Source organism: Streptomyces sp. NBC_00104 (assembly GCF_045160825.1).
Taxonomy (GTDB): Bacteria; Actinomycetota; Actinomycetes; order Streptomycetales; family Streptomycetaceae; genus Streptomyces.
The window spans coordinates 6,555,638-6,574,198 of sequence record NZ_CP108215.1 but is presented as its reverse complement, the minus strand read 5'-3'; the positions used below and the strand labels follow the sequence as shown (position 1 = coordinate 6,574,198).

The window sequence follows — 18,561 nt, the reverse complement described above, 5'->3', positions numbered from 1 at the left end:
GCCCGTCGGTGCGCGAGCCCTTCCTACGCCCCCTGAACGCCATCCCCCGGGGCACGGGCGCCCCCTTCCTCACCCCTGACAACCCGCAACACGGGCTCAGGCGCGAACTCACCGAGATCGAACGCGGCGTCCCGCCAGTGTGCCGCCAGATCCAGCAACTTCTGCGGGTCGTAGTCGACGGGCGGCGCCGGCTGGCAGGGCAGCAGCGGATAGAGGACGGTGATGGCGAACCGGACACCCCACATGGCGGCCCCGGCATGAGGTTCCACACCTTCCTCCACCCCCTCCTTCTTCAGGTACTCCAGGGTGGCCGACGCATCGCGCAGGGTGTTGTACACCTGCGCATAGGTGGCGTGAATGGTGTGGTCGGTCATGCGGCACTCCTCGGGAAGCCGGGTGGATCGGCCCGCCCCGAGTCCGGCTCAGGCGGTACGGGCGGTACGGGCGGGACGGGCCGGACGGGCGGGTCAGACAGGTCGGACGGGTCGCACAGTTCGGGCAGTTCGGACGGATTCGGGTCCTGCCACCCCGCGGCCTCCGCGGCCTCCGCGGTCCCCGCGACCCCCCTAGCCTCCGCACCCCCGGCGATACGCCGCTCCCGTTCGGCGCGGCAATCTCGGCACCAGGTCCCCTCGGGCCTGCGGAAGGCCCGGTTGCAGCCGCCCGCGCAGTCCACCATCCGGTACCACGGCTCCGGTTCGCCCTCTGGGGCCTGCCCCTCGGACACTTCCGGCAGGACCGGCAACGGCGGTGGCAGCAGTTCACTCAGCCGGTAGGCGAGGAACCGTGCCGGATTCCTGAGAGGCACGGGAAGATCGGCCGTCATGGCGTGGTGCACCGCCGTCCCACTGGCCCCGTTGTCGAACCAGGCGACGACGGCCGGAGCGAGACGGCGCACATCCTTCTGCGAGAGCGTGAACCGATCATCGGTCCGACGCAGCCCCACGAGCAGTGCGACAGCCTTGTCATAGTGATCACCGCGTTCCGACGACTCGGCGTCGGCGTCCTCCGCCGCAGGCGGCACGACGGAATCAACGGCGCCGAGATCGCCCTCCACCGGCTCCCCGTCCGCCACCACGTCCTCGACGGGCACCTCCTCGACGACCGGCCGAACAGGCACCAGGTCCACCGGACCGGCGACAGCGACCGACCCCTCCCTCTCCCCCATCACCCCACGGGCACGCGTGAGCGCCGGAGCGTTGTACGCGTACGTCCGCGTGACCACGCGCCCACCGTCGACGCGCTCCCGCACCCGCTCGACGTAGCCGTGCGCCTCCAACTCCCGCAGGGCGAAGGCGATCCGGTCCCGGCCTTCGGGAAACCGCTCGGCGAGCGTACGGATATCCGCGGAGGCACCCTGGGGCAGCGAGAGGATGTGGGTACCGAGCCCGATGGCGGTCAGCGACAGCTCACGATGCTGGGCGAGGTGATTGCCGATGATCGTGTACCGGTCGGGCTGGTACTCCTTGACGTGGATGACACCGGAACGGGTGGCACTTCGCCGGATACGGGACTGCGGGCGCACAGCGCCGCTAGGCTTGCTCTCAGCCATGAGGGAAGGCCTTCACTTCTCCTCGGTGGTCAGGCCCTCGCACTGGGATTGCAGTCCCGGCGGGGGCCGTCGCATGTCTGCGTCTGGTCTTCACCGAGCCTGCCCGCCCAACCCACCCCCGCGCCAGCCGACTTGGGACAGTTCACTCCCGCGAGTGACGAACACGGGGTTTGGATTGGTTTGGAGGGTTTCTCTCCCAAGAGTTCTTACTCCTTTACGGCCCGCACCCCCGACACACGCCCGACCGGGACCCGTGTTTCCGGGCTCCGGGGCAGCGCATGCCCTTCAACTCCTGTACTCCAGCTCGGCCCATACGGTCTTGGTCGGCACCGGCCCATCCACCACTCCCCACCGGTCCGCCAACTCCTCGACGAGCAGTAGCCCGTAGCCGCCTTCGGCCGGGGCTCGGCCACTGACCGGCGTACGCACAGGCAGCCGCTCCCCGCGCGTGTCCATCACTTCGATACGGAGCGTGGTCGGCGACGTGACGGCGAGGGTGAGCCGGAAGCTCCGACCGGCGACGCGCCCGTGCAGGGCGGCGTTGGCAGCGAGTTCGGCGACGACGAGCTGGGCGGGGTCCACCGGCAGCCCCCACGAGCGCAGTTGCTCCGCTGCCAGGAGCCGGGCCAGGCGGGCCCCGCGGCGGGTGGCCGAGAGCGGGACGGAGAACCGCTGGGACGGGTCGGCAACGGCGGCGGACCCGGCCGTCTCGGTGATGGAACTGCTGGATCGGGTGATTTGGTCGTTCACGTCACACAGAGTGGTTGCGCGTGCATAGCCTGTGAAGGTCTGACGCCCGTGCGGAGAGGGGCCGTCCGGGTGCGTTCCGGCTCTTGTCCGGGCGACACCGGGAGACGTGGCGCAGGCGCCCGGAGTTGGGCACTGGTGGCGTGACGGAAGGCGGCGGACTACGTGGGCGACTGGGACGCGGGACTGGAAGACGACGAGGCCGGGGCGGTGATGAAGACGGTCGCGCGACAGCTGAAGCTGTGGCGGGAGGCGGCCGGTCTCACCCAGGCGGAGTTCGGAGCGGCGATCGGGTACGGGGAGGAGTCGGTCTCCTCGGTGGAGCGGGGGCGGCGGATTCCCCGGCCCGAGTACCTGGACCAGGCGGACGAGGTACTGGGCGCGGACGGCAAGATCGCCGCGATGAAGCGGGACTTGGCGGAGGTCCGGTATCCGAAGAAGGTACGGGACCTGAAGAAGCTGGAGGCGGACGCGGTCGAGCTGTGCGCCTATAACAACTCGGTCGTTCATGGACTGTTGCAGACCGAGGAGTACGCGAGGGCCGTCTTCAGTTCGCGTCGACCACCGTTCACCCCAGATGATCTTGAGCAGCGGGTAGCGGCCCGTGTGGCGCGTCAGGAGATTGTCAGCGATGCGACCGCTCAGCCCGTCTTCAGTTTTGTCCAGTGCGAGTCGACACTTCGACGGCCCATCGGCGGCAGGATGGTTATGCGCGGGCAGCTCGAACGGCTGCTGGAGATCTCTGGGTTCCGCAATGTGGACCTACAGGTACTGCCGCTGGGTCACGAGGAGAACTCCGGTCTCGCTGGATCGTTCAGATTGCTCAGGCTCAAGGACGGCACCACGGTCGGGCACGTCGAGGTGCAGCACATCAGCCGTGTGATTGTCGACCCGAAAGAGGTTCAGCTCCTCGACATGCGTTATGGGACCATCCGGGCGCAGGCTCTCAGCCCACGGGAGTCGAAGGCCCTCATCGAGAAAGCGCTTGGAGAGACATGACCCTCAAGCCCTACGGAGCCAGTCCCGACTCGGAGTGGATAAAGAGCAGCTACAGCACGGACGAAGGCCCCGACTGCGTGGAGGTAGCAGCCATCCCCGACCACATCCTCGTCCGCGACTCCAAGAACCCCCACGGCCCTCGCCTCGCCCTCACTCCCACCGCCTGGGCGACCTTCCTGCCGTACGCCTCCGGGAACTGACAGAGCGAACGTATGGGGCCCGCACCCGAGTTGACAGGTGCGGCCCCATGTCGCGCGCCTTCAGTGAGCGACCAGCGCTTCCTCCGGTCGCCGCGCCTCGGCCCTCGCGTCGCCTCTCGCTTCAACGAGCCTCGCTATTCAGAGAGTTGCGCGGTGGGCTGCCTCATGACCGGTTTCTACTCGGCCGGCTCGGCGATCAGCGCCGTACCGATCTCTCGGAAGCCCAGTCGGGCGTATACCCGCGAGACGTCTTCGTCGCCTGCCGACAGGAAGACGGTCTCCGCTCCCCGCGACCGGGCGTCGGCCACCAGTGCCGCAGTGACCGCCGCCGCGAGACCGCGACGGCGAGCTGCGGGCAACGTTCCGACCCCTACGATCTCGCTGACGCCCGCGAGCGGTTGGTGCTGGCCGGCGGACAGTGCCGAGCCGTCCTCGACAGCTGCGGCGACCACCGTCAGACCTGCCCGGATACGCACGATCGCGCGTTCCACCGATCCATCGGCGACACGGGCGTGGACCGCTTCCGCCAATTGCGGGGTCCCCGCGAGACCGACGTGGGTTCCCGGCTCGGCGAAGGCGAGGTGAGGAACGGCCAGGGCGCTGGACAGAAGTGGATCGTCCGCGCCCACGATCCGCACCGACATGGTGCCGGACAGAGCCTCCACCGGCACTGCCGGAGCGCACGGATCGAGCACCATCAGCGGATGTTCGTGGACCACGAGTCCCGACTCCTCGACCGCTGCCCGCAGCGTGGGCGTGGTCTCGGCAACCCATTCGAACCTTTCCGGGATCCCCAGCTCCCGCTGACGGGCACGGACGTTCTCCACATCGGTGGCCCCCACCGGGCCGGACCATCCCCGCGCGGGACGTGCGTAGAACGGCCAGCCCTTGCCCTCCCGCACAAACAAAGTGAGCGGCCCGTGGTGCTCGACCCGGGCGCCGTGACGCGGGACCGCGTCGTAGTACTCCTCAAGCCGGTCCAGCAATGCCCGCTCGCGGCGATCGTCAAGATCGGCAGAAGTCATACCGGGCATCCAAGCAACAGGGCCCCGGCCGGCACCACTCCATTTCGAAAGTGACCCGGCATGCTTCGGCACTGCTGGGCCGCGCAAGGAAAAACGGCGTGAGGTCCCCGCGGACCTCACGCCGTTCTCCTGTCGGCCCGTGTCAGGTCGTAGACCGCCGCCTACGCGCCCCCGGCCGCCGCTCGCTCGGCCGAGTGACGGGATCCCCCGCCTCCACGGCAGCGGCCCGCCGCCGTACCCCGAAGTCCGCCAACGCCTCGGCCAGCTTGTGCACGGACGGCTCGGGAGCCATCACGTCCACCCGAAGCCCGTGCTCCTCGGCCGTCTTGGCCGTAGCGGGCCCGATAACGGCGATCACCGTCACGTTGTGCGGCTTCCCGGCGATGCCCACCAGGTTCCGCACGGTGGAGGACGACGTGAAGAGAACGGCGTCGAACCCGCCCCCCTTGATCGCCTCCCGCGTCTCGGCCGGCGGCGGCGAAGCCCGCACGGTCCGATAGGCGGTGACGTCGTCGACCTCCCACCCGAGCTCGATCAGCCCCGCGACCAGCGTCTCGGTGGCGATATCGGCCCGCGGCAGGAACACCCGGTCGATCGGATCGAAAACGGGGTCATAGGGCGGCCAGTCCTCCAGCAAGCCGGCCGCGGACTGCTCCCCGCTGGGCACCAGATCCGGCTTCACACCGAAGGCGATGAGCGCCTTGGCGGTCTGCTCCCCGACCGCCGCGACCTTGATCCCCGCGAAGGCACGGGCGTCGAGCCCGTACTCCTCGAACTTCTCCCGCACCGCCTTGACGGCATTGACCGAGGTGAAGGCGATCCACTCGTAGCGCCCCGTGACGAGGCCCTTCACGGCCCGCTCCATCTGCTGCGGCGTCCGCGGCGGCTCGACCGCGATCGTCGGCACCTCGTGCGGTACGGCCCCGTACGAGCGCAGTTGGTCGGAGAGCGAGGCGGCCTGCTCCTTCGTACGCGGCACGAGGACCCGCCACCCGAACAGGGGCTTGTTCTCGAACCACGACAGCTGGTCGCGCTGGGCCGCGGCGGAACGCTCTCCGACCACGACTATCACCGGCCGGCCGCCCTCCGGCGAGGGCAGCACCTTGGCCTGCTTCAGCGTCTGCGCGATCGTGCCGAGCGTCGCGCTCCAGGTCCGCTGCCGGGTCGTCGTACCGGCGACGGTGACGGTCATCGGCGTGTCGGGCTTACGGCCGGCGGCGACCAGCTCACCCGCCGCCGCGGCCACGGTCTCCAGCGTCGCCGAGACGACGACGGTCCCGTCGGACACCCCGACCTCGGCCCAGCACCGGTCGGACGCCGTGCGCGCGTCGACGAACCGCACGTCCGCGCCCTGCGCGTCCCGCAGCGGCACACCGGCGTACGCGGGCACGCCCACGGCGGCCGCCACTCCGGGAACCACCTCGAACGGCACGCCCGCGGCGGCGCACGCCAGCATCTCCTCGGTGGCGTACGTGTCCAGCCCCGGGTCCCCGGAGACCGCACGCACGACCCGCTTGCCGCCCCGCGCGGCCTCCATGACAAGATGTGCGGCATCCCGCACAGCGGGTGCACCAACGGTTGTTGACGCGCCGTCAACGACCGTCAGCTGAGGCGTGCCTGTGCCCGAGAACGTATCCGCTGAAGTAGCCGCGGAAGAGGCAGAGGACGCCGCAGTCAGTGCCGACGGCGGGCTCGAGTCGGTGTCCAGTAGGGCGACGCCTGCGCGGGCGTGCGTACGCACCACGTCGAGCACGTCGTGCTCGGCGATGAGAACGTCCGCGTTCGCCAGCGCCTCGACGGCGCGCAATGTCAACAGTCCCGGATCCCCGGGTCCGGCACCGAGGAAGGTGACGTGACCGTGGTCCGGACCGGCGGGAAGGGTGGTGGGGCTCAATGTGCTCGCTCCCCCATCAGACCGGCCGCGCCCTTAGCGAGCATCTCGGCGGCGAGTTCACGGCCGAGCGCCATTGCTTGGTCGTACGTCTCGGGCACGGGACCGGTGGTGGACAGCTGCACCAGCGTCGAGCCGTCGGTCGTGCCGACGACGCCGCGCAGGCGCATCTCCTTGACAGTCTGCCCGTCGGCCAGAAGGTCGGCGAACGCACCCACAGGTGCGCTGCAACCGGCCTCCAGGGCGGCGAGCAGGGACCGCTCGGCGGTCACGGCGGCCCGAGTGTACGGGTCGTCGAGCTCGGCGAGCGCGGCGATCAGTTCCGCGTTGTCCGCGGCACATTCGATCGCCAGTGCCCCCTGGCCGGGGGCGGGCAAAACGGTGTCGACCGAGAGGAAGTCGGTCACTTCGTCGCTACGTCCGATCCGGCTCAGTCCGGCGGCGGCCAGGACTACGGCGTCCAGCTCACCCTTCCGTACGTATCCGATCCGCGTGTCGACGTTCCCGCGGATCGGCACCGTCTCGATCGTGAGCCCGTGGCTGCGCGCGTACGCGTTCAGCTGGGACATCCGCCGCGTCGAACCGGTGCCCACTCGCGCGCCCGCGGGCAGCTGCTCGAAGGTCAGTCCGTCCCGGGCGACCAGCACGTCCCGCGCGTCCTCACGGACCGGCACGGCGGCCAGCGCGAGGTCGTCCGGGTGCGTGGTCGGCAGGTCCTTGAGGGAGTGCACGGCGAAGTCGACCTCGCCCCGCAACAGCGCCTCGCGCAGCGCGGTGACGAACACTCCCGTGCCGCCGATCTGCGCCAGCTGCTCGCGGGAGACGTCGCCGTACGTCGTGATCTCCACCAGTTCCACGGGCCGTCCGGTCAGCCGGCGGACCGTCTCCGCCACCTGCCCGGACTGGGCCATGGCGAGTTTGCTTCGCCTCGTCCCGAGCCTCAGGGCCCTGTCTTGCGGCTCACTCATGATCGCCCTCGGTTCTCGGCGTTCGCTTCGACGTTCTTGTCGCGGTCTGCGTGCTCGACGCTGTCCTCGGCCCGGGACACGGCGGCGACCGTCTCCTGGTCCAGGTCGAACAGGGTCCGCAGCGCGTCCGCGTACCCGGCACCGCCGGGCTCGGCCGCGAGCTGCTTGACCCGTACGGTCGGCGCGTGCAGCAGCTTGTCGACGACGCGCCGCACGGTCTGGGTGATCTCGCCGCGGTGCTTGTCGTCCAGGGCCGGCAGCCGGCCCTCCAGGCGCGCGATCTCGTTCGCGACGACATCGGCGGCCATGGCGCGCAGCGCCACGACGGTGGGCGTGATGTGCGCGGCACGCTGGGCGGCACCGAAGGCCGCCACCTCGTCCGAAACGATCCTCCGCACCATGTCGACGTCGGCGGCCATCGGCGCGTCGGCCGAGACCTCGGCGAGCGACTCGATGTCGACCAGCCGGACCCCGGCCAGCCGGTGCGCGGCGGCGTCGATGTCCCGGGGCATCGCCAGGTCCAGCAGCGCCAGCACGGGCGCGGGCCGGGGCACCTCGACGACCGGCTCGGGCCGACGCAGCTCGGGGATCCGCCCGGTGACGGCCACGGTCGCGACGAGCGCGGCGATCAGCTCGGCGTCGTCGGCCGGCGTACGCGGGGCCTCACGCTCCGGCGTACGACGGCTCGCGCGCCGGTCCACGGTCGCGTTGTCCACCCAGGCCGCGTGCTGCTCCAGCGTGGCCGCGTCCATCCCGGCCACCGCGGCGTCCCCGAGCACGGAGAAGCCGCCGCCCTGCGCGGCGGGCAGGTCCAGGGGGCAGTCGTCGTCGCTGCCGAGAGAGGTCGGCGGCAGGACCGGCCGTACGTCCGTGCGCGTCTCCGCCCCGGTGGCGAACGCGCCCTCGGGAACCCGGCCCTCGACGGCCGCCGCGATCATCCCGGCGCTCAGGACCAGGCCCGTGGCGCCCGTACAGGAGACGGCGACATCGGCACGTGTCAGCTCGGCCGGCACCGATTCCATCGGTACCGCGCGGGCCAGCACGTCCGTTTCGCCCTGTTCGGCCAGGATCTGTGCGAGTCGCTCGGCCCGGTCGTACGTCCGGTTGGCGATCACGATCTCGCCCACGCCCGCGCGCGCGAGGGTCGCGGCGGCCAGCGAGGACATCGACCCGGCGCCGATCACGACGGCCCGCTTGCCCCGGGCCCAGCCCTCGACGTCCGCGCCGGCGGTGAACTGCTCCAGCCCGAACGTCACCAGCGACTGCCCGGCCCGGTCGATCCCGGTCTCGGAGTGCGCCCGCTTGCCGACCCTGAGGCTCTGCTGGAACAGGTCGTTCAGCAGCCGCCCGGCCGTGTGCATCTCCTGCGCGCGGGCCAGCGCGTCCTTGATCTGCCCGAGGATCTGGCCCTCGCCGACGACCATGGAGTCGAGCCCGCAGGCCACCGAGAAGAGATGGTGGACGGCCCGGTCCTCGTAGTGCACGTACAGATACGGAGTGATCTCGTCGAGGCCCACCCCGCTGTGCTGGGCGAGCAGCGTGGACAGCTCGGCGACGCCCGCGTGGAACTTGTCCACGTCCGCGTACAGCTCGATGCGGTTGCAGGTGGCGAGGACGGCGGCCTCGGCGGTCGGCTCGGCGGCGACCGTGTCCTGAAGCAACTTGATCTGCGCGTCCAGGGACAGCGCGGCCCGCTCCAGCACGCTCACCGGAGCGCTGCGGTGGCTCAGTCCGACGACCAGAAGACTCATGCCGGCATCACGGCGGGGACATCCCCGTCGGGCCCTTTCCCGGACTCCTTGGGAGCCAGCGGTACGGCATCGGCCGCGGCCGCGGCCTCCTCGCCGGCCTTGCGCTGCTCGTGGAAGGCGAGGATCTGCAGCTCGATCGAGAGGTCCACCTTGCGGACGTCGACCCCGTCCGGCACGGAGAGGACGGTCGGCGCGAAGTTCAGGATCGAGGTGATCCCGGCGGCGACCAGCCGGTCGCACACCTGCTGGGCGGCACCGGCGGGGGTGGCGATCACGCCGATGGACACGCCGTTGGTGTCGATGATCTTTTCCAGCTCGTCCGTGTGCTGGACCGGAATACCCGCGACCGGCTTCCCCGCCATCGTCGGATCGGCGTCTATCAGCGCGGCCACCCGGAATCCACGGGAGGCGAACCCGCCGTAATTGGCGAGCGCGGCGCCGAGATTACCGATACCGACGATCACGACCGGCCAGTCCTGGGTCAGCCCCAGCTCACGCGAGATCTGGTAGACGAGATACTCGACGTCGTACCCCACACCCCTCGTCCCGTACGAGCCCAGGTACGAGAAGTCCTTGCGCAGCTTCGCGGAGTTGACCCCCGCGGCGGCCGCCAGTTCCTCGGATGAAACGGTGGGTACCGAGCGCTCCGACAGCGCGGTCAGGGCACGGAGGTACAGCGGAAGCCTGGCGACGGTGGCCTCGGGAATCCCTCGGCTACGGGTCGCCGGTCGGTGAGTTCGGCCAGTTGCCACGGTGCTCCTGCGGGTAGAGCGGGGCTGCGGGCGGTCATGCGTCCCCAGACCGCCCCGTCGACAGCAGGCTATGTCTTTGTGAACGCGTGCACAAAGATGGTGTCCGATTTGCCCGGCCAACGTGACCGGGGTCACGCACACTCGACGCACGCGTACGGAACCGGCACACCCGCACCTTCGTTCCTCACCTGACGCCTTGCGCGACGGGGGCAAAACCGCACACTCTCCTCACGAATCCCGCCCCCGAGACCAACCAGCCCGTCGATCCTAAGCGACTTTTGGGACCACTTGGACTGGTCGGTCAGGTCACATCTAGGAGAGGGCTTTGCGAAGGCGCTCCTCGTTCACACGCCAGAAGGTGTGCTGGGCACCGTCCACCAGGACCACCGGGATCTGCTCCCAGTACTGACGGTGGAGCTCCGCGTCCTCGGTGATGTCCTTCTTCTCCCAGGGAACGCCCAGCTCACCGCAGACCTTCTCGATCACCGCCTGCGCGTCGTCGCACAGATGGCACCCGGGTTTCCCGATCAGTGTGACGAGCCGCTCACCGGAATTCTTCGGCGTCCGCCGGAACATGGCACTCATGCGGGCCATTGTCGCTCCGCACCGGATATCCACACCTCTTCCCCACCATGAAGCGCACGACCTGCCCTTTTTCCCACCGGTTCCCCCTTCGTCGGCACGGGGACACGCCGCCGGGATCACTCCTTTAACGGCGCGGTCGCGGAGAGTTCACAGCCAGCAAACCTCTCGACTCCGGAAGTGCCGAACAGACTGGCTATGCTCACGCCATGGCCGCTCTCGGATGGCTCACTCCCCGTAGGCGCTCCGCCACGGCGCGGAGCGTTTTGGCAGGCGAGGCCTCTGCGGAGGCAGCGCGCAAGTCCTCCCAGGAGTTGGAGGACATCTCCCCCGCGCCCGACGCCGTCCAGGAACCGGAGTTCCCGGTCCTCGGTGACGACAAGGCCGCCGCGTTCTTCGACCTCGACAACACCGTCATGCAGGGCGCCTCGCTCTTCCACTTCGGCCGGGGCCTGTACAAACGGAAGTTCTTCGAGACCCGCGACCTCGCCCGATTCGCCTGGCAGCAGGCGTGGTTCAGGCTGGCGGGGTCCGAGGACCCCGAGCACATGCAGGACGCCCAGAACTCCGCGCTCTCCATCGTCCAGGGCCACCGCGTCGCCGAACTGACGATCATCGGCGAGGAGATCTACGACGAGTACATGGCCGAGCGCATCTGGCCGGGCACCCGCGCCCTGGCCCAGGCCCACCTCGACGCCGGCCAGAAGGTCTGGCTCGTCACGGCCGCGCCCGTGGAGATCGCCCAGGTGATCGCCCGCCGCCTCGGTCTGACCGGCGCCCTGGGCACGGTCGCCGAGTCCGTCGACGGCGTGTACACCGGCAAGCTGGTCGGCGAGCCGCTGCACGGCCCCGCGAAGGCCGAGGCCGTCCGCGCCCTGGCCGCCGCGGAGGGCCTCGACCTCTCCCGCTGCGCCGCGTACAGCGACTCCCACAACGACATCCCGATGCTGTCGCTGGTGGGCCACCCGTACGCCATCAATCCCGACTCCAAACTCCGCAGGCACGCCCGCGACATGGACTGGCGCCTGCGCGACTACCGCACCGCCCGCAAGGCCGCCAAGGTCGGCCTCCCCGCGGCGGCGGGCGTGGGCGCGGTGGCCGGCGGCACGGCGGCCGCGATCGCCCTGCACCGCCGCCGCCGCTGAACCGGGGCGTCTGCTCGAACTGAACTTTCTCGAACTGAACTGTCTGTCGTTTTTCGAACGCCGGAGGGGCTGGGAAACCAGCCCCTCCGGCGTTCGCGCGTCCGGCCCCGCGACCCCGCATTCCAGCCGTCCTACCCCCACTCCACCCCCCTCAGTCACGACGTCCGCACCCGACCACAACACGCCCCGCACCCAGACGGAACACGAACCCGATCGATCAACAACCGATCGCGAAACAGCACTTGAGCAGCCGTCAATCAGTAACAGAAGCGACGTAATCGATGATTTGAGCAACTGGGTGTAGCAGTGCCTGCACGAAGCGTTATTCTCCTCAGACGCAAACCGGTACCCCTCCGTCGCTACGACGGGTGAAAGGTTCCGCACTGCACGTGATGGAAGCTCTGCCTCTGGGAGTCCCGTGTACCCACACGTCGGGGTTGACGCCTCGGGCCTGGCTACGCTGCGCGCGACGGTCAACCAACTGTTGCGCGGCTTCGTCCCCACCGCGTACGCCGTCCCCGCCCTCGCCACCTCCGCCGCGCCCGTCGGCCCGTGCTACGCACTGGCCGACGGCGTCGAGCAGGGGCCAGGGCGAAGCGCTGTCGTCGAGGGGCGGTGGTCGGGTGACGGGCGGGCGGGCAGACGAGGCCGCTCGGGATCCACCGCCACGACCACCCGCCGTCCCGCCGCGGACAGCGACAGCGCCCGCATGATGGACCTCGTCGAACGCGCCCAGTCCGGCGAGGCCGACGCCTTCGGCCGTCTGTACGACCAGTACAGCGACACCGTCTACCGCTACATCTACTACCGCGTCGGCGGCAAGGCGACCGCCGAGGACCTCACCAGCGAGACGTTCCTGCGCGCCCTGCGCCGCATCGGCACGTTCACCTGGCAGGGCCGCGACTTCGGCGCCTGGCTGGTGACGATCGCCCGCAACCTGGTGGCCGACCACTTCAAGTCCAGCCGGTTCCGTCTGGAGATCACCACCGGCGAGATGCTCGACGCCAACGAGGTCGAGCGCTCCCCCGAGGACTCCGTCCTGGAGTCCCTCTCCAACGCCGCCCTCCTCGAGGCCGTACGCCGCCTCAACCCCCAGCAACAGGAGTGCGTCACGCTCCGCTTCCTGCAGGGCCTCTCCGTCGCCGAGACCGCCCGGGTCATGGGCAAGAACGAGGGCGCGATCAAGACCCTCCAGTACCGCGCGGTCCGTACCCTCGCCCGCCTCCTCCCGGACGACGCCCGCTGAACCGCGCCGACCGGGACCACCGCCGCCGAGCCACAGCGCGCCGGGCGCTCCGGGCGCATCGACCCCATACGCTCTGCGGCGCTCAACTGACCCTCCGTCGACGTACGTTGGCTTCCTCGTCCGATCATCCGCCGTCCGTAACCCAAGTGCCACGCCGCTCGTTGTGCGGGATACAGGCTCCCTGTGGTCGCGCCTGGCCGACACCGATCACTCGATCGTGTGGCTCGGTCAGGGATGTGCAACCCTCAGGACCCCCTGGGGAGTCGACCGTCATGACGAGAGGAGGTGCCGCCAGTGATCGCGAACGTATCGGCGCACCGGCGGGCGAACGCCTTCGCCCAGGCCCTGGAGGAGCTGTCCGACCGGGCCACGGCGGCCGAGCAGCCCGAGGGATCGGCACCGGCCCCGGCAGCGGAACAGACCGAGCAGGGCCGCCTGTTGGCCCTCACCACCGGTCTCGACGAGCTGCCCAAGCCAGTGCTCGACCCCGAGGTCAAGGTGGTTCATCGCGCCCAGTTGGTGGCCGCGATGGAAGCCATGCTGCGGGACGGCACGCTGCCGGGGCGTGAGGCGGACCCTTCGGTGCCCGAGCAGCGATCGGGCAGGGCGCGAGGCGCGCACCGGGCAAGTCCGCTGAGGAAGTTGCGACCACGGTCCCGCCTGACGAAGGGCCTCGCCGCGGGCGGGCTCAGCGTCGGTGTGGCCGCGAGCGCCTTCGGCGGTGTGGCCGCCGCCAGCTCGGACGCCCTGCCCGGTGACTCGCTCTACGGGCTCAAGCGCGGCATCGAGGACGTGAAGCTCACCCTGGCCGACGACAGCGACGACCGGGGCCGGCTCTATCTGGACCAGGCGTCCACCCGGTTCGGCGAGGCCCGCCGCCTCATGGAGCGCGGCCGGAGCGGACAGCTCGACCACGAGTCCCTCGGCGAGATCCGCCGCGCCCTCACCGGGATGCGGCACGACGCCTCCGAGGGCCACCGCCTGCTCCACGAGGCCTTCGAGCGGGATCCGGGCTCCCTGGGCCCCATCCAGGCACTCTCGGCCTTCTCCCAGTCCCACCGCGAGGCCTGGGGCTCACTCCGCGACCGGCTGCCCGTGCAGCTCGGGGACGTGAGTCAGCAGGTCTCGTCGGTCTTCGACGCCATAGACGACGAGGTCGCCCCGCACTCGTCGCTCCTGCCGCAGCCCCCCACCCAGGGCGGCGGCAAGCAGCGCTCCACGGGCACCGGCTCCCCCGGCACCACGGACCCCGACCGCCCGGCCCCGAGCGCCAGCGGCGGCTCCGCCGACGGCAGCGAGGACACCACCAGCAAGCCCAAGCCGTCCACCTCGGACAGCAGCGGCGAAAGCCTCGTCGGCGGCACCACCGGCGGCCTCCTGGACCCGCCCCAGGACGACACCAGCAGCACCTCCCCGTCCACCGGCAAGTCCACCCCGGCCGAAGAGCCCGACGTCACCCTCCCGCCCCTCCTCCCGGGCCTCCTGCCCGGCCTGGGCATCGACGGCGACGACACGAACTAGGCCTGTACGACGGTGGGGGCGCCCTTCTCGAAGAAGGGCGCCCCCACCGTCGTACGTCTGCTCGGAACCGCTAGAAGAACACCGACCGGCGCTGCACCAGCAGCTTGTACAGCGTGTGCTGGATCTGCTCGCGCACCTGGTCGGTCAGGTTGAACATCAGCATCGGATCCTCGGCGGCCTCCGGCGGATAGCCGTCCGTCGGGATGGGCTCGCCGAACTGGATGGTCCACTTCGTCGGCAGCGGGACCGCGCCCAGCGGGCCGAGCCACGGGAACGTCGGCGTGATCGGGAAGTACGGGAAGCCGAGGAGCCGGGCGATCGTCTTCGAGTTCCCGATCATCGGGTAGATCTCCTCCGCGCCCACGATCGAGCACGGGATGATCGGCGTACCGGACCGCAGAGCGGTGGAGACGAAGCCGCCACGGCCGAAGCGCTGCAGCTTGTACCGGTCGCCGAAGGGCTTGCCGAGGCCCTTGAAGCCCTCCGGCATGACCCCGACCAGCTCGCCCTGCTCCAGCAGCCGTGAGGCGTCCTCCGCGCACGCGAGGGTGTGGCCGAGCTTGCGGGCCAGTTGGTTGACCACCGGCAGCATGAAGACCAGGTCCGCCGCGAGCAGCCGCAGATGCCGCCCGGCGGGATGGTTGTCGTGGACGGCGACCTGCATCATCAGGCCGTCCAGCGGCAGCGTCCCCGAGTGGTTGGCGACGATCAGGGCGCCGCCGTCCGTCGGGATGTTCTCGATGCCCTTCACCTCGACCCGGAAGTACTTCTCGTACACCGGCCGCAGCAGGGACATCAGCACCTGGTCGGTGAGCTCGGCGTCGTAGCCGAAGTCGTCGATCTCGTAGTCACCGGTGAGCCGCTTGCGCAGGAACGCGAGACCACCCGCGATCTGTCGCTCCAGCCCGCCGCCGTCCTGTGCCTCGGCGGCCTCCTGGGGCGGCTCCGGCTTCTCCCGTGTCACAGGGACATCATCGGTGCTGGTCGGCCGTCCCGGGAGGGCCTGGACCTCGCCGGATTCACGGACGTCCCGGACGACCGCGCTCTCGCCCTTGCGCCGGCTCCCCGTACTACGGCGGCGCGGCGTGCGCTGCACGGCGCCTCCGCGCGTCCGGTCGTCGTCGAACGGAATGACCTTGGCATCCGCCATCGTTGATGCGCTCCTCAGTTGGCGCTCTGCGTCGGGGGGTGGCCGTCGCCCGGTACGGGCACGGGCAGGGCGGCGATCCGGTCGATGGCCCCGGCGAGGGCCTCGGGGGGCAGGAGGCCGGGCCCCCTGCTGCGCGCGAAGTCCGCGAACGTCTCCGCGGTCGTGTACCTCGCCCGGTAGCCCAGCGTCTCGCGCATCTGGTTCGTCGACACGACCCGCCCGTGGGTCAGCAGCCGCAGCTGCTCCGGCGAGAAGTCGGTGAAGCCCAGCGTCCGGACCATGGAGCCGACCCAGCTGACCGCCGGCATCAGCAGCGGCACCGTCGGCCGGCCGAGGCGCCGCGCGCACTGCGAGAGCAGCAGGACACCGTCGCCCGCGATGTTGAACGTGCCGCTGTTGAGCGTGCCCCGCTCCGGCTCGTGCGAGGCGATCCGCAGCACCTCGATCACGTCGTCCTCGTGCACGAACTGCAGCCGCGGGTCGTAGCCCAGCACGGTCGGCAGCACCGGCAGCGAGAAGTACGAGGCGAGCGGCGAGTCGGCGCTCGGTCCGAGGATGTTCGCGAACCGCAGCACGCACACGGCCACATCGGGCCGCCGCCGGGCGAATCCGCGGACGTAGCCCTCCACCTCGACAGTGTCCTTGGCGAAGCCGCCGCTGGGCAGCGACTTGGCCGGCGTGGTCTCGGTGAACACGGCCGGGTCACGCGGTGCGGACCCGTACACGTTCGTACTCGACTTCACGACCAGCCGCTTGATCAACGGGGACTTCTGGCAGGCACCGAGCAGCTGCATGGTGCCGATGACGTTGGTCTCCTTGAGCGTGGCCCGGCCGCCGCTGCCCAGCGGGGTGCCCGTGACGTCCATGTGCACCACGGTGTCCACGTTGTGCTCGGCCAGCAGCCGGGCTATGGCCGGCTGACGGATGTCGGCCTGCACGAAGTCCGCGCCACCCAGATGGTGTCCGGGCGGCACCGCGTCCACCGCGATGACCCGGTCGACCTGCGGGTCACGCTGGATCCGCCGCACGAAGCGGCCCCCCAGCTGACGGGCCACACCGGTGACGAGCACGACCTTCCCCAAGATCAGCGCCTTCCTTCCAGACGTCGGCTCACATAGGCGTAACTCTGCTCGTACTCTGCCGCGTTCTCCGCGTTCTCCGTGTTCCCCGTGTGCGGCCACGTTAGCGGGTCGATGTTGCACTGTGGTGACCGCGACCCCGTCAACGACCGGCAAAAAAACAATGACCGGCGAAGGCGATGACCGGCGAAAACACCGCGACCCCCCACCGCTTTCGGTGGGGGGTCGCGGCAACGCGCTCTCAACAGCGCTCGCGCAAGAAAGCAAGGCGTACGACCCCCTTACGCGAGGGGGGCCGGCCAGGACCCCTTCCGGGGCCGGACCGCCTTACTTCTTGTTGCGACGCTGAACGCGGGTGCGCTTGAGCAGCTTGCGGTGCTTCTTCTTAGCCATCCGCTTGCGCCGCTTCTTGATAACAGAGCCCACGACTACCCTCGCTCACTTCTCATCACTCGGTGTTTGGGCGCCATGGGCCCATACGACCTACAAGGGGCCAGCCTACCCGTCCGAGCGCTGAGGTCGTAATCGAGGGGGCGCCTCGGGTATCCCGGAGGTCTCGCAGGGCCTCCGGGAGCCCCTCGGCACCGGTGGCCGTCAGGCCGTCTCCACCCCCACATAGCTCTCGCGGAGGTACTCGTGTACCGCTTGCTCCGGCACCCGGAAGGACCTGCCCACCCGGATCGCCGGCAGATGACCGCTGTGCACCAAGCGGTACACGGTCATCTTGGACACTCGCATCACCGAGGCGACTTCCGCCACGGTCAGGAACTGAACCTCGTTCAGAGGCCTCTCGCCAGCTGCAGCCATGACACACCTGAACCTTCCGCACTCGACGGCCACCGGCTTCCCCTTCCGGTGACTCTTCGTCGTTGCGTGCTCACTCCCCAATGTAGGGGCGGGTGATGCGAGTGGGGAAGAGGGGATGCCATCGGCGGCCTACTGTGACAGACACGCCCGATTGAGTACGTAGCGGGTCAGTGGTCGGTAGTAATCAGACCGCACACCGTCATCAAGTGGAACGGCGACGGACACGCGCCCCTCCGCCTCCCCCACGAAGGGCGCCGGATCGTCCGTATCGGCGAGACCGATCGCCTCGAACCCCAGCTGACCTGCCCCGCAGACCCATCCGTGGTCCCCCACCACGAGTTGCGGGAGCGGCCCGCCGGCCTCCGCCGCGGCCGCCAGAACGGTCCGAACCGGGAGCGGTGAATGCGTGTGCACGCCGGTCGCACAACCGGAGCGCAAGGCGGTCGCCTCCCGGACGTGAGCGACTCCTCGTGCGTAGTCGAGGTTGTACGTGCGTAGACCGAACCGGGTCGTTATGTCGACACGTCTACCCGTCGCAGGGGTGAGAACCTCACACCCCGCCGCCGACAAAGCGTCCGCCAACGCACCGTAGAACCCGATCAGCCGGTGCGGGTGCCCGGTCCCGAAGAGCACCGCTCCACCACTCCGAGCGACCGCCGCGACACGTTCCGCGAAGCGGTCCAGCGCCCCCATCGTGCGCTCCGGATCAATCACATCCTGCCCTGTCGTGCACCCCGGATCGGCCGAAACCCCGCACTTCTCCGCCATCAGATCGAGCACATCCCGCTGCCGCCAGGACAGTTCAGGATCAAGCCCGATCAAAAACCGAGGGTCCCGGGCCGCGAACAACCGGTAACTCCGCAGACTCGCTTCCCGAGAAGTGCCGACCCGCCCGGCCAGCCCGGCAGCCACCAGGTGCTCCCGCAACGCCCCACCACTCACCACGCCCCGATGCTGACGTACCGCTCGGCCCACCACGGCCAAATCCCCGCCCGAACCACACAGTTGGCCTAACAACACCGTGGCACCGCCCGTCTTTCAGGGGCGCGGGGAACTACGCGAACGGCGTCCGGGGCGGAGCCCCGAGTCTTTGACGGGAGGGGCGAAGGGGCACAGCCCCTGGATGGGACGGGTAGGGGCGGCGGG

General features: G+C 70.0%; 19 protein-coding genes. 5 read left to right on the top strand and 14 right to left on the bottom strand.

Annotation, left to right across the window (positions count from 1 at the left end; translation table 11 throughout):
* Positions 1-23: 23 nt before the first annotated feature.
* The 3 genes from OG272_RS28930 to OG272_RS28920 form a co-directional block, all read right to left on the bottom strand.
* Positions 24-374, bottom strand: coding sequence for a hypothetical protein (locus OG272_RS28930; RefSeq protein ID WP_405895199.1), 351 nt, complete (start codon positions 372-374; stop codon positions 24-26).
* Positions 371-1,552: a helix-turn-helix domain-containing protein gene (locus OG272_RS28925; protein WP_327728308.1), complete on the bottom strand. Its 1,182-nt coding sequence runs from the start codon at positions 1,550-1,552 to the stop codon at positions 371-373. Before OG272_RS28925 ends, OG272_RS28930 begins: the two co-directional genes overlap by 4 nt.
* A 285-nt stretch (positions 1,553-1,837) precedes the next feature.
* Complete coding sequence (locus OG272_RS28920) at positions 1,838-2,269, bottom strand: ATP-binding protein (RefSeq protein WP_327732150.1); 432 nt, start codon at positions 2,267-2,269, stop codon at positions 1,838-1,840.
* A 195-nt stretch (positions 2,270-2,464) separates the two neighbouring features.
* Here OG272_RS28920 and OG272_RS28915 point away from each other — a divergent pair, with 195 nt between their 5' ends.
* Entirely contained in the window at positions 2,465-3,298 is an 834-nt protein-coding gene (locus OG272_RS28915) for a helix-turn-helix transcriptional regulator (protein WP_405895198.1), read from the top strand.
* Entirely contained in the window at positions 3,295-3,498 is a 204-nt protein-coding gene (locus OG272_RS28910; protein WP_405895196.1) for a DUF397 domain-containing protein, read from the top strand. The genes OG272_RS28915 and OG272_RS28910 overlap by 4 nt, the downstream gene beginning before the upstream one ends.
* A gap of 176 nt (positions 3,499-3,674) precedes the next feature.
* Here OG272_RS28910 and OG272_RS28905 read toward each other — a convergent pair whose 3' ends face one another.
* The 6 genes from OG272_RS28905 to OG272_RS28880 form a co-directional block, all read right to left on the bottom strand.
* Complete coding sequence (locus tag OG272_RS28905; RefSeq protein WP_405895195.1) at positions 3,675-4,532, bottom strand: GNAT family N-acetyltransferase; 858 nt, start codon at positions 4,530-4,532, stop codon at positions 3,675-3,677.
* Positions 4,533-4,665: 133 nt separating this feature from the next.
* Positions 4,666-6,417: a uroporphyrinogen-III synthase gene (locus OG272_RS28900; RefSeq protein ID WP_326579225.1), complete on the bottom strand. Its 1,752-nt coding sequence runs from the start codon at positions 6,415-6,417 to the stop codon at positions 4,666-4,668.
* Entirely contained in the window at positions 6,414-7,382 is a 969-nt protein-coding gene (hemC, locus tag OG272_RS28895; protein WP_327728312.1) for a hydroxymethylbilane synthase, read from the bottom strand. The genes OG272_RS28900 and hemC overlap by 4 nt, the downstream gene beginning before the upstream one ends.
* The gene (locus OG272_RS28890; RefSeq protein WP_327728313.1) at positions 7,379-9,133 is read right to left on the bottom strand and encodes a glutamyl-tRNA reductase; all 1,755 of its coding nucleotides are present in this window, start codon (positions 9,131-9,133) and stop codon (positions 7,379-7,381) included. The genes hemC and OG272_RS28890 overlap by 4 nt, the downstream gene beginning before the upstream one ends.
* Positions 9,130-9,885, bottom strand: a complete 756-nt coding sequence (locus OG272_RS28885; protein WP_326579231.1) for a redox-sensing transcriptional repressor Rex — start codon at positions 9,883-9,885, stop codon at positions 9,130-9,132. Before OG272_RS28885 ends, OG272_RS28890 begins: the two co-directional genes overlap by 4 nt.
* Before the next feature lie 312 nt (positions 9,886-10,197).
* Entirely contained in the window at positions 10,198-10,479 is a 282-nt protein-coding gene (locus tag OG272_RS28880; protein ID WP_326579234.1) for a glutaredoxin family protein, read from the bottom strand.
* 197 nt (positions 10,480-10,676) lie between these two features.
* Here OG272_RS28880 and OG272_RS28875 point away from each other — a divergent pair, with 197 nt between their 5' ends.
* From OG272_RS28875 to OG272_RS28865, 3 genes are all read left to right on the top strand, one after another.
* The gene (locus tag OG272_RS28875) at positions 10,677-11,612 is read left to right on the top strand and encodes an HAD-IB family hydrolase (protein ID WP_326579236.1); all 936 of its coding nucleotides are present in this window, start codon (positions 10,677-10,679) and stop codon (positions 11,610-11,612) included.
* A gap of 418 nt (positions 11,613-12,030) precedes the next feature.
* Positions 12,031-12,858, top strand: a complete 828-nt coding sequence (locus OG272_RS28870) for an ECF subfamily RNA polymerase sigma factor, BldN family (protein WP_326579238.1) — start codon at positions 12,031-12,033, stop codon at positions 12,856-12,858.
* A 294-nt stretch (positions 12,859-13,152) separates the two neighbouring features.
* Positions 13,153-14,379 carry a DUF5667 domain-containing protein gene (locus OG272_RS28865; RefSeq protein ID WP_327728314.1) on the top strand — a complete coding sequence of 409 codons (1,227 nt, stop codon included), beginning with the start codon at positions 13,153-13,155 and terminating at the stop codon, positions 14,377-14,379.
* A 70-nt stretch (positions 14,380-14,449) separates the two neighbouring features.
* Here OG272_RS28865 and OG272_RS28860 read toward each other — a convergent pair whose 3' ends face one another.
* The 5 genes from OG272_RS28860 to OG272_RS28840 form a co-directional block, all read right to left on the bottom strand.
* A complete protein-coding gene (locus OG272_RS28860) occupies positions 14,450-15,529 on the bottom strand; it encodes a lysophospholipid acyltransferase family protein (RefSeq protein WP_326579242.1) in 1,080 nt (359 codons plus the stop codon).
* 14 nt (positions 15,530-15,543) lie between these two features.
* The gene (locus tag OG272_RS28855; RefSeq protein WP_327728315.1) at positions 15,544-16,611 is read right to left on the bottom strand and encodes an NAD-dependent epimerase/dehydratase family protein; all 1,068 of its coding nucleotides are present in this window, start codon (positions 16,609-16,611) and stop codon (positions 15,544-15,546) included.
* A gap of 324 nt (positions 16,612-16,935) precedes the next feature.
* Positions 16,936-17,034, bottom strand: coding sequence for a 30S ribosomal protein bS22 (locus OG272_RS28850; RefSeq protein ID WP_003948845.1), 99 nt, complete (start codon positions 17,032-17,034; stop codon positions 16,936-16,938).
* 168 nt (positions 17,035-17,202) lie between these two features.
* On the bottom strand, positions 17,203-17,415 hold the full coding sequence (locus tag OG272_RS28845; protein WP_004984898.1) for a helix-turn-helix domain-containing protein: 213 nt from the start codon (positions 17,413-17,415) through the stop codon (positions 17,203-17,205).
* A gap of 129 nt (positions 17,416-17,544) precedes the next feature.
* Complete coding sequence (locus OG272_RS28840) at positions 17,545-18,360, bottom strand: phosphatase (protein ID WP_328506384.1); 816 nt, start codon at positions 18,358-18,360, stop codon at positions 17,545-17,547.
* Positions 18,361-18,561: the final 201 nt, after the last annotated feature.

What these genes read in the sequence shown, in the direction of transcription:
- OG272_RS28880 (WP_326579234.1), bottom strand. Translation starts at nt 10,479, where the DNA reads ATGGCCCGCATGAGTGCCATGTTCCGGCGGACGCCGAAGAATTCCGGT.
- OG272_RS28925 (WP_327728308.1), bottom strand. Translation starts at nt 1,552, where the DNA reads ATGGCTGAGAGCAAGCCTAGCGGCGCTGTGCGCCCGCAGTCCCGTATC.
- hemC (WP_327728312.1), bottom strand. Translation starts at nt 7,382, where the DNA reads ATGAGTGAGCCGCAAGACAGGGCCCTGAGGCTCGGGACGAGGCGAAGC.
- OG272_RS28890 (WP_327728313.1), bottom strand. Translation starts at nt 9,133, where the DNA reads ATGAGTCTTCTGGTCGTCGGACTGAGCCACCGCAGCGCTCCGGTGAGC.
- OG272_RS28845 (WP_004984898.1), bottom strand. Translation starts at nt 17,415, where the DNA reads ATGGCTGCAGCTGGCGAGAGGCCTCTGAACGAGGTTCAGTTCCTGACC.
- OG272_RS28860 (WP_326579242.1), bottom strand. Translation starts at nt 15,529, where the DNA reads ATGGCGGATGCCAAGGTCATTCCGTTCGACGACGACCGGACGCGCGGA.
- OG272_RS28930 (WP_405895199.1), bottom strand. Translation starts at nt 374, where the DNA reads ATGACCGACCACACCATTCACGCCACCTATGCGCAGGTGTACAACACC.
- OG272_RS28875 (WP_326579236.1), top strand. Translation starts at nt 10,677, where the DNA reads ATGGCCGCTCTCGGATGGCTCACTCCCCGTAGGCGCTCCGCCACGGCG.
- OG272_RS28910 (WP_405895196.1), top strand. Translation starts at nt 3,295, where the DNA reads ATGACCCTCAAGCCCTACGGAGCCAGTCCCGACTCGGAGTGGATAAAG.
- OG272_RS28905 (WP_405895195.1), bottom strand. Translation starts at nt 4,532, where the DNA reads ATGCCCGGTATGACTTCTGCCGATCTTGACGATCGCCGCGAGCGGGCA.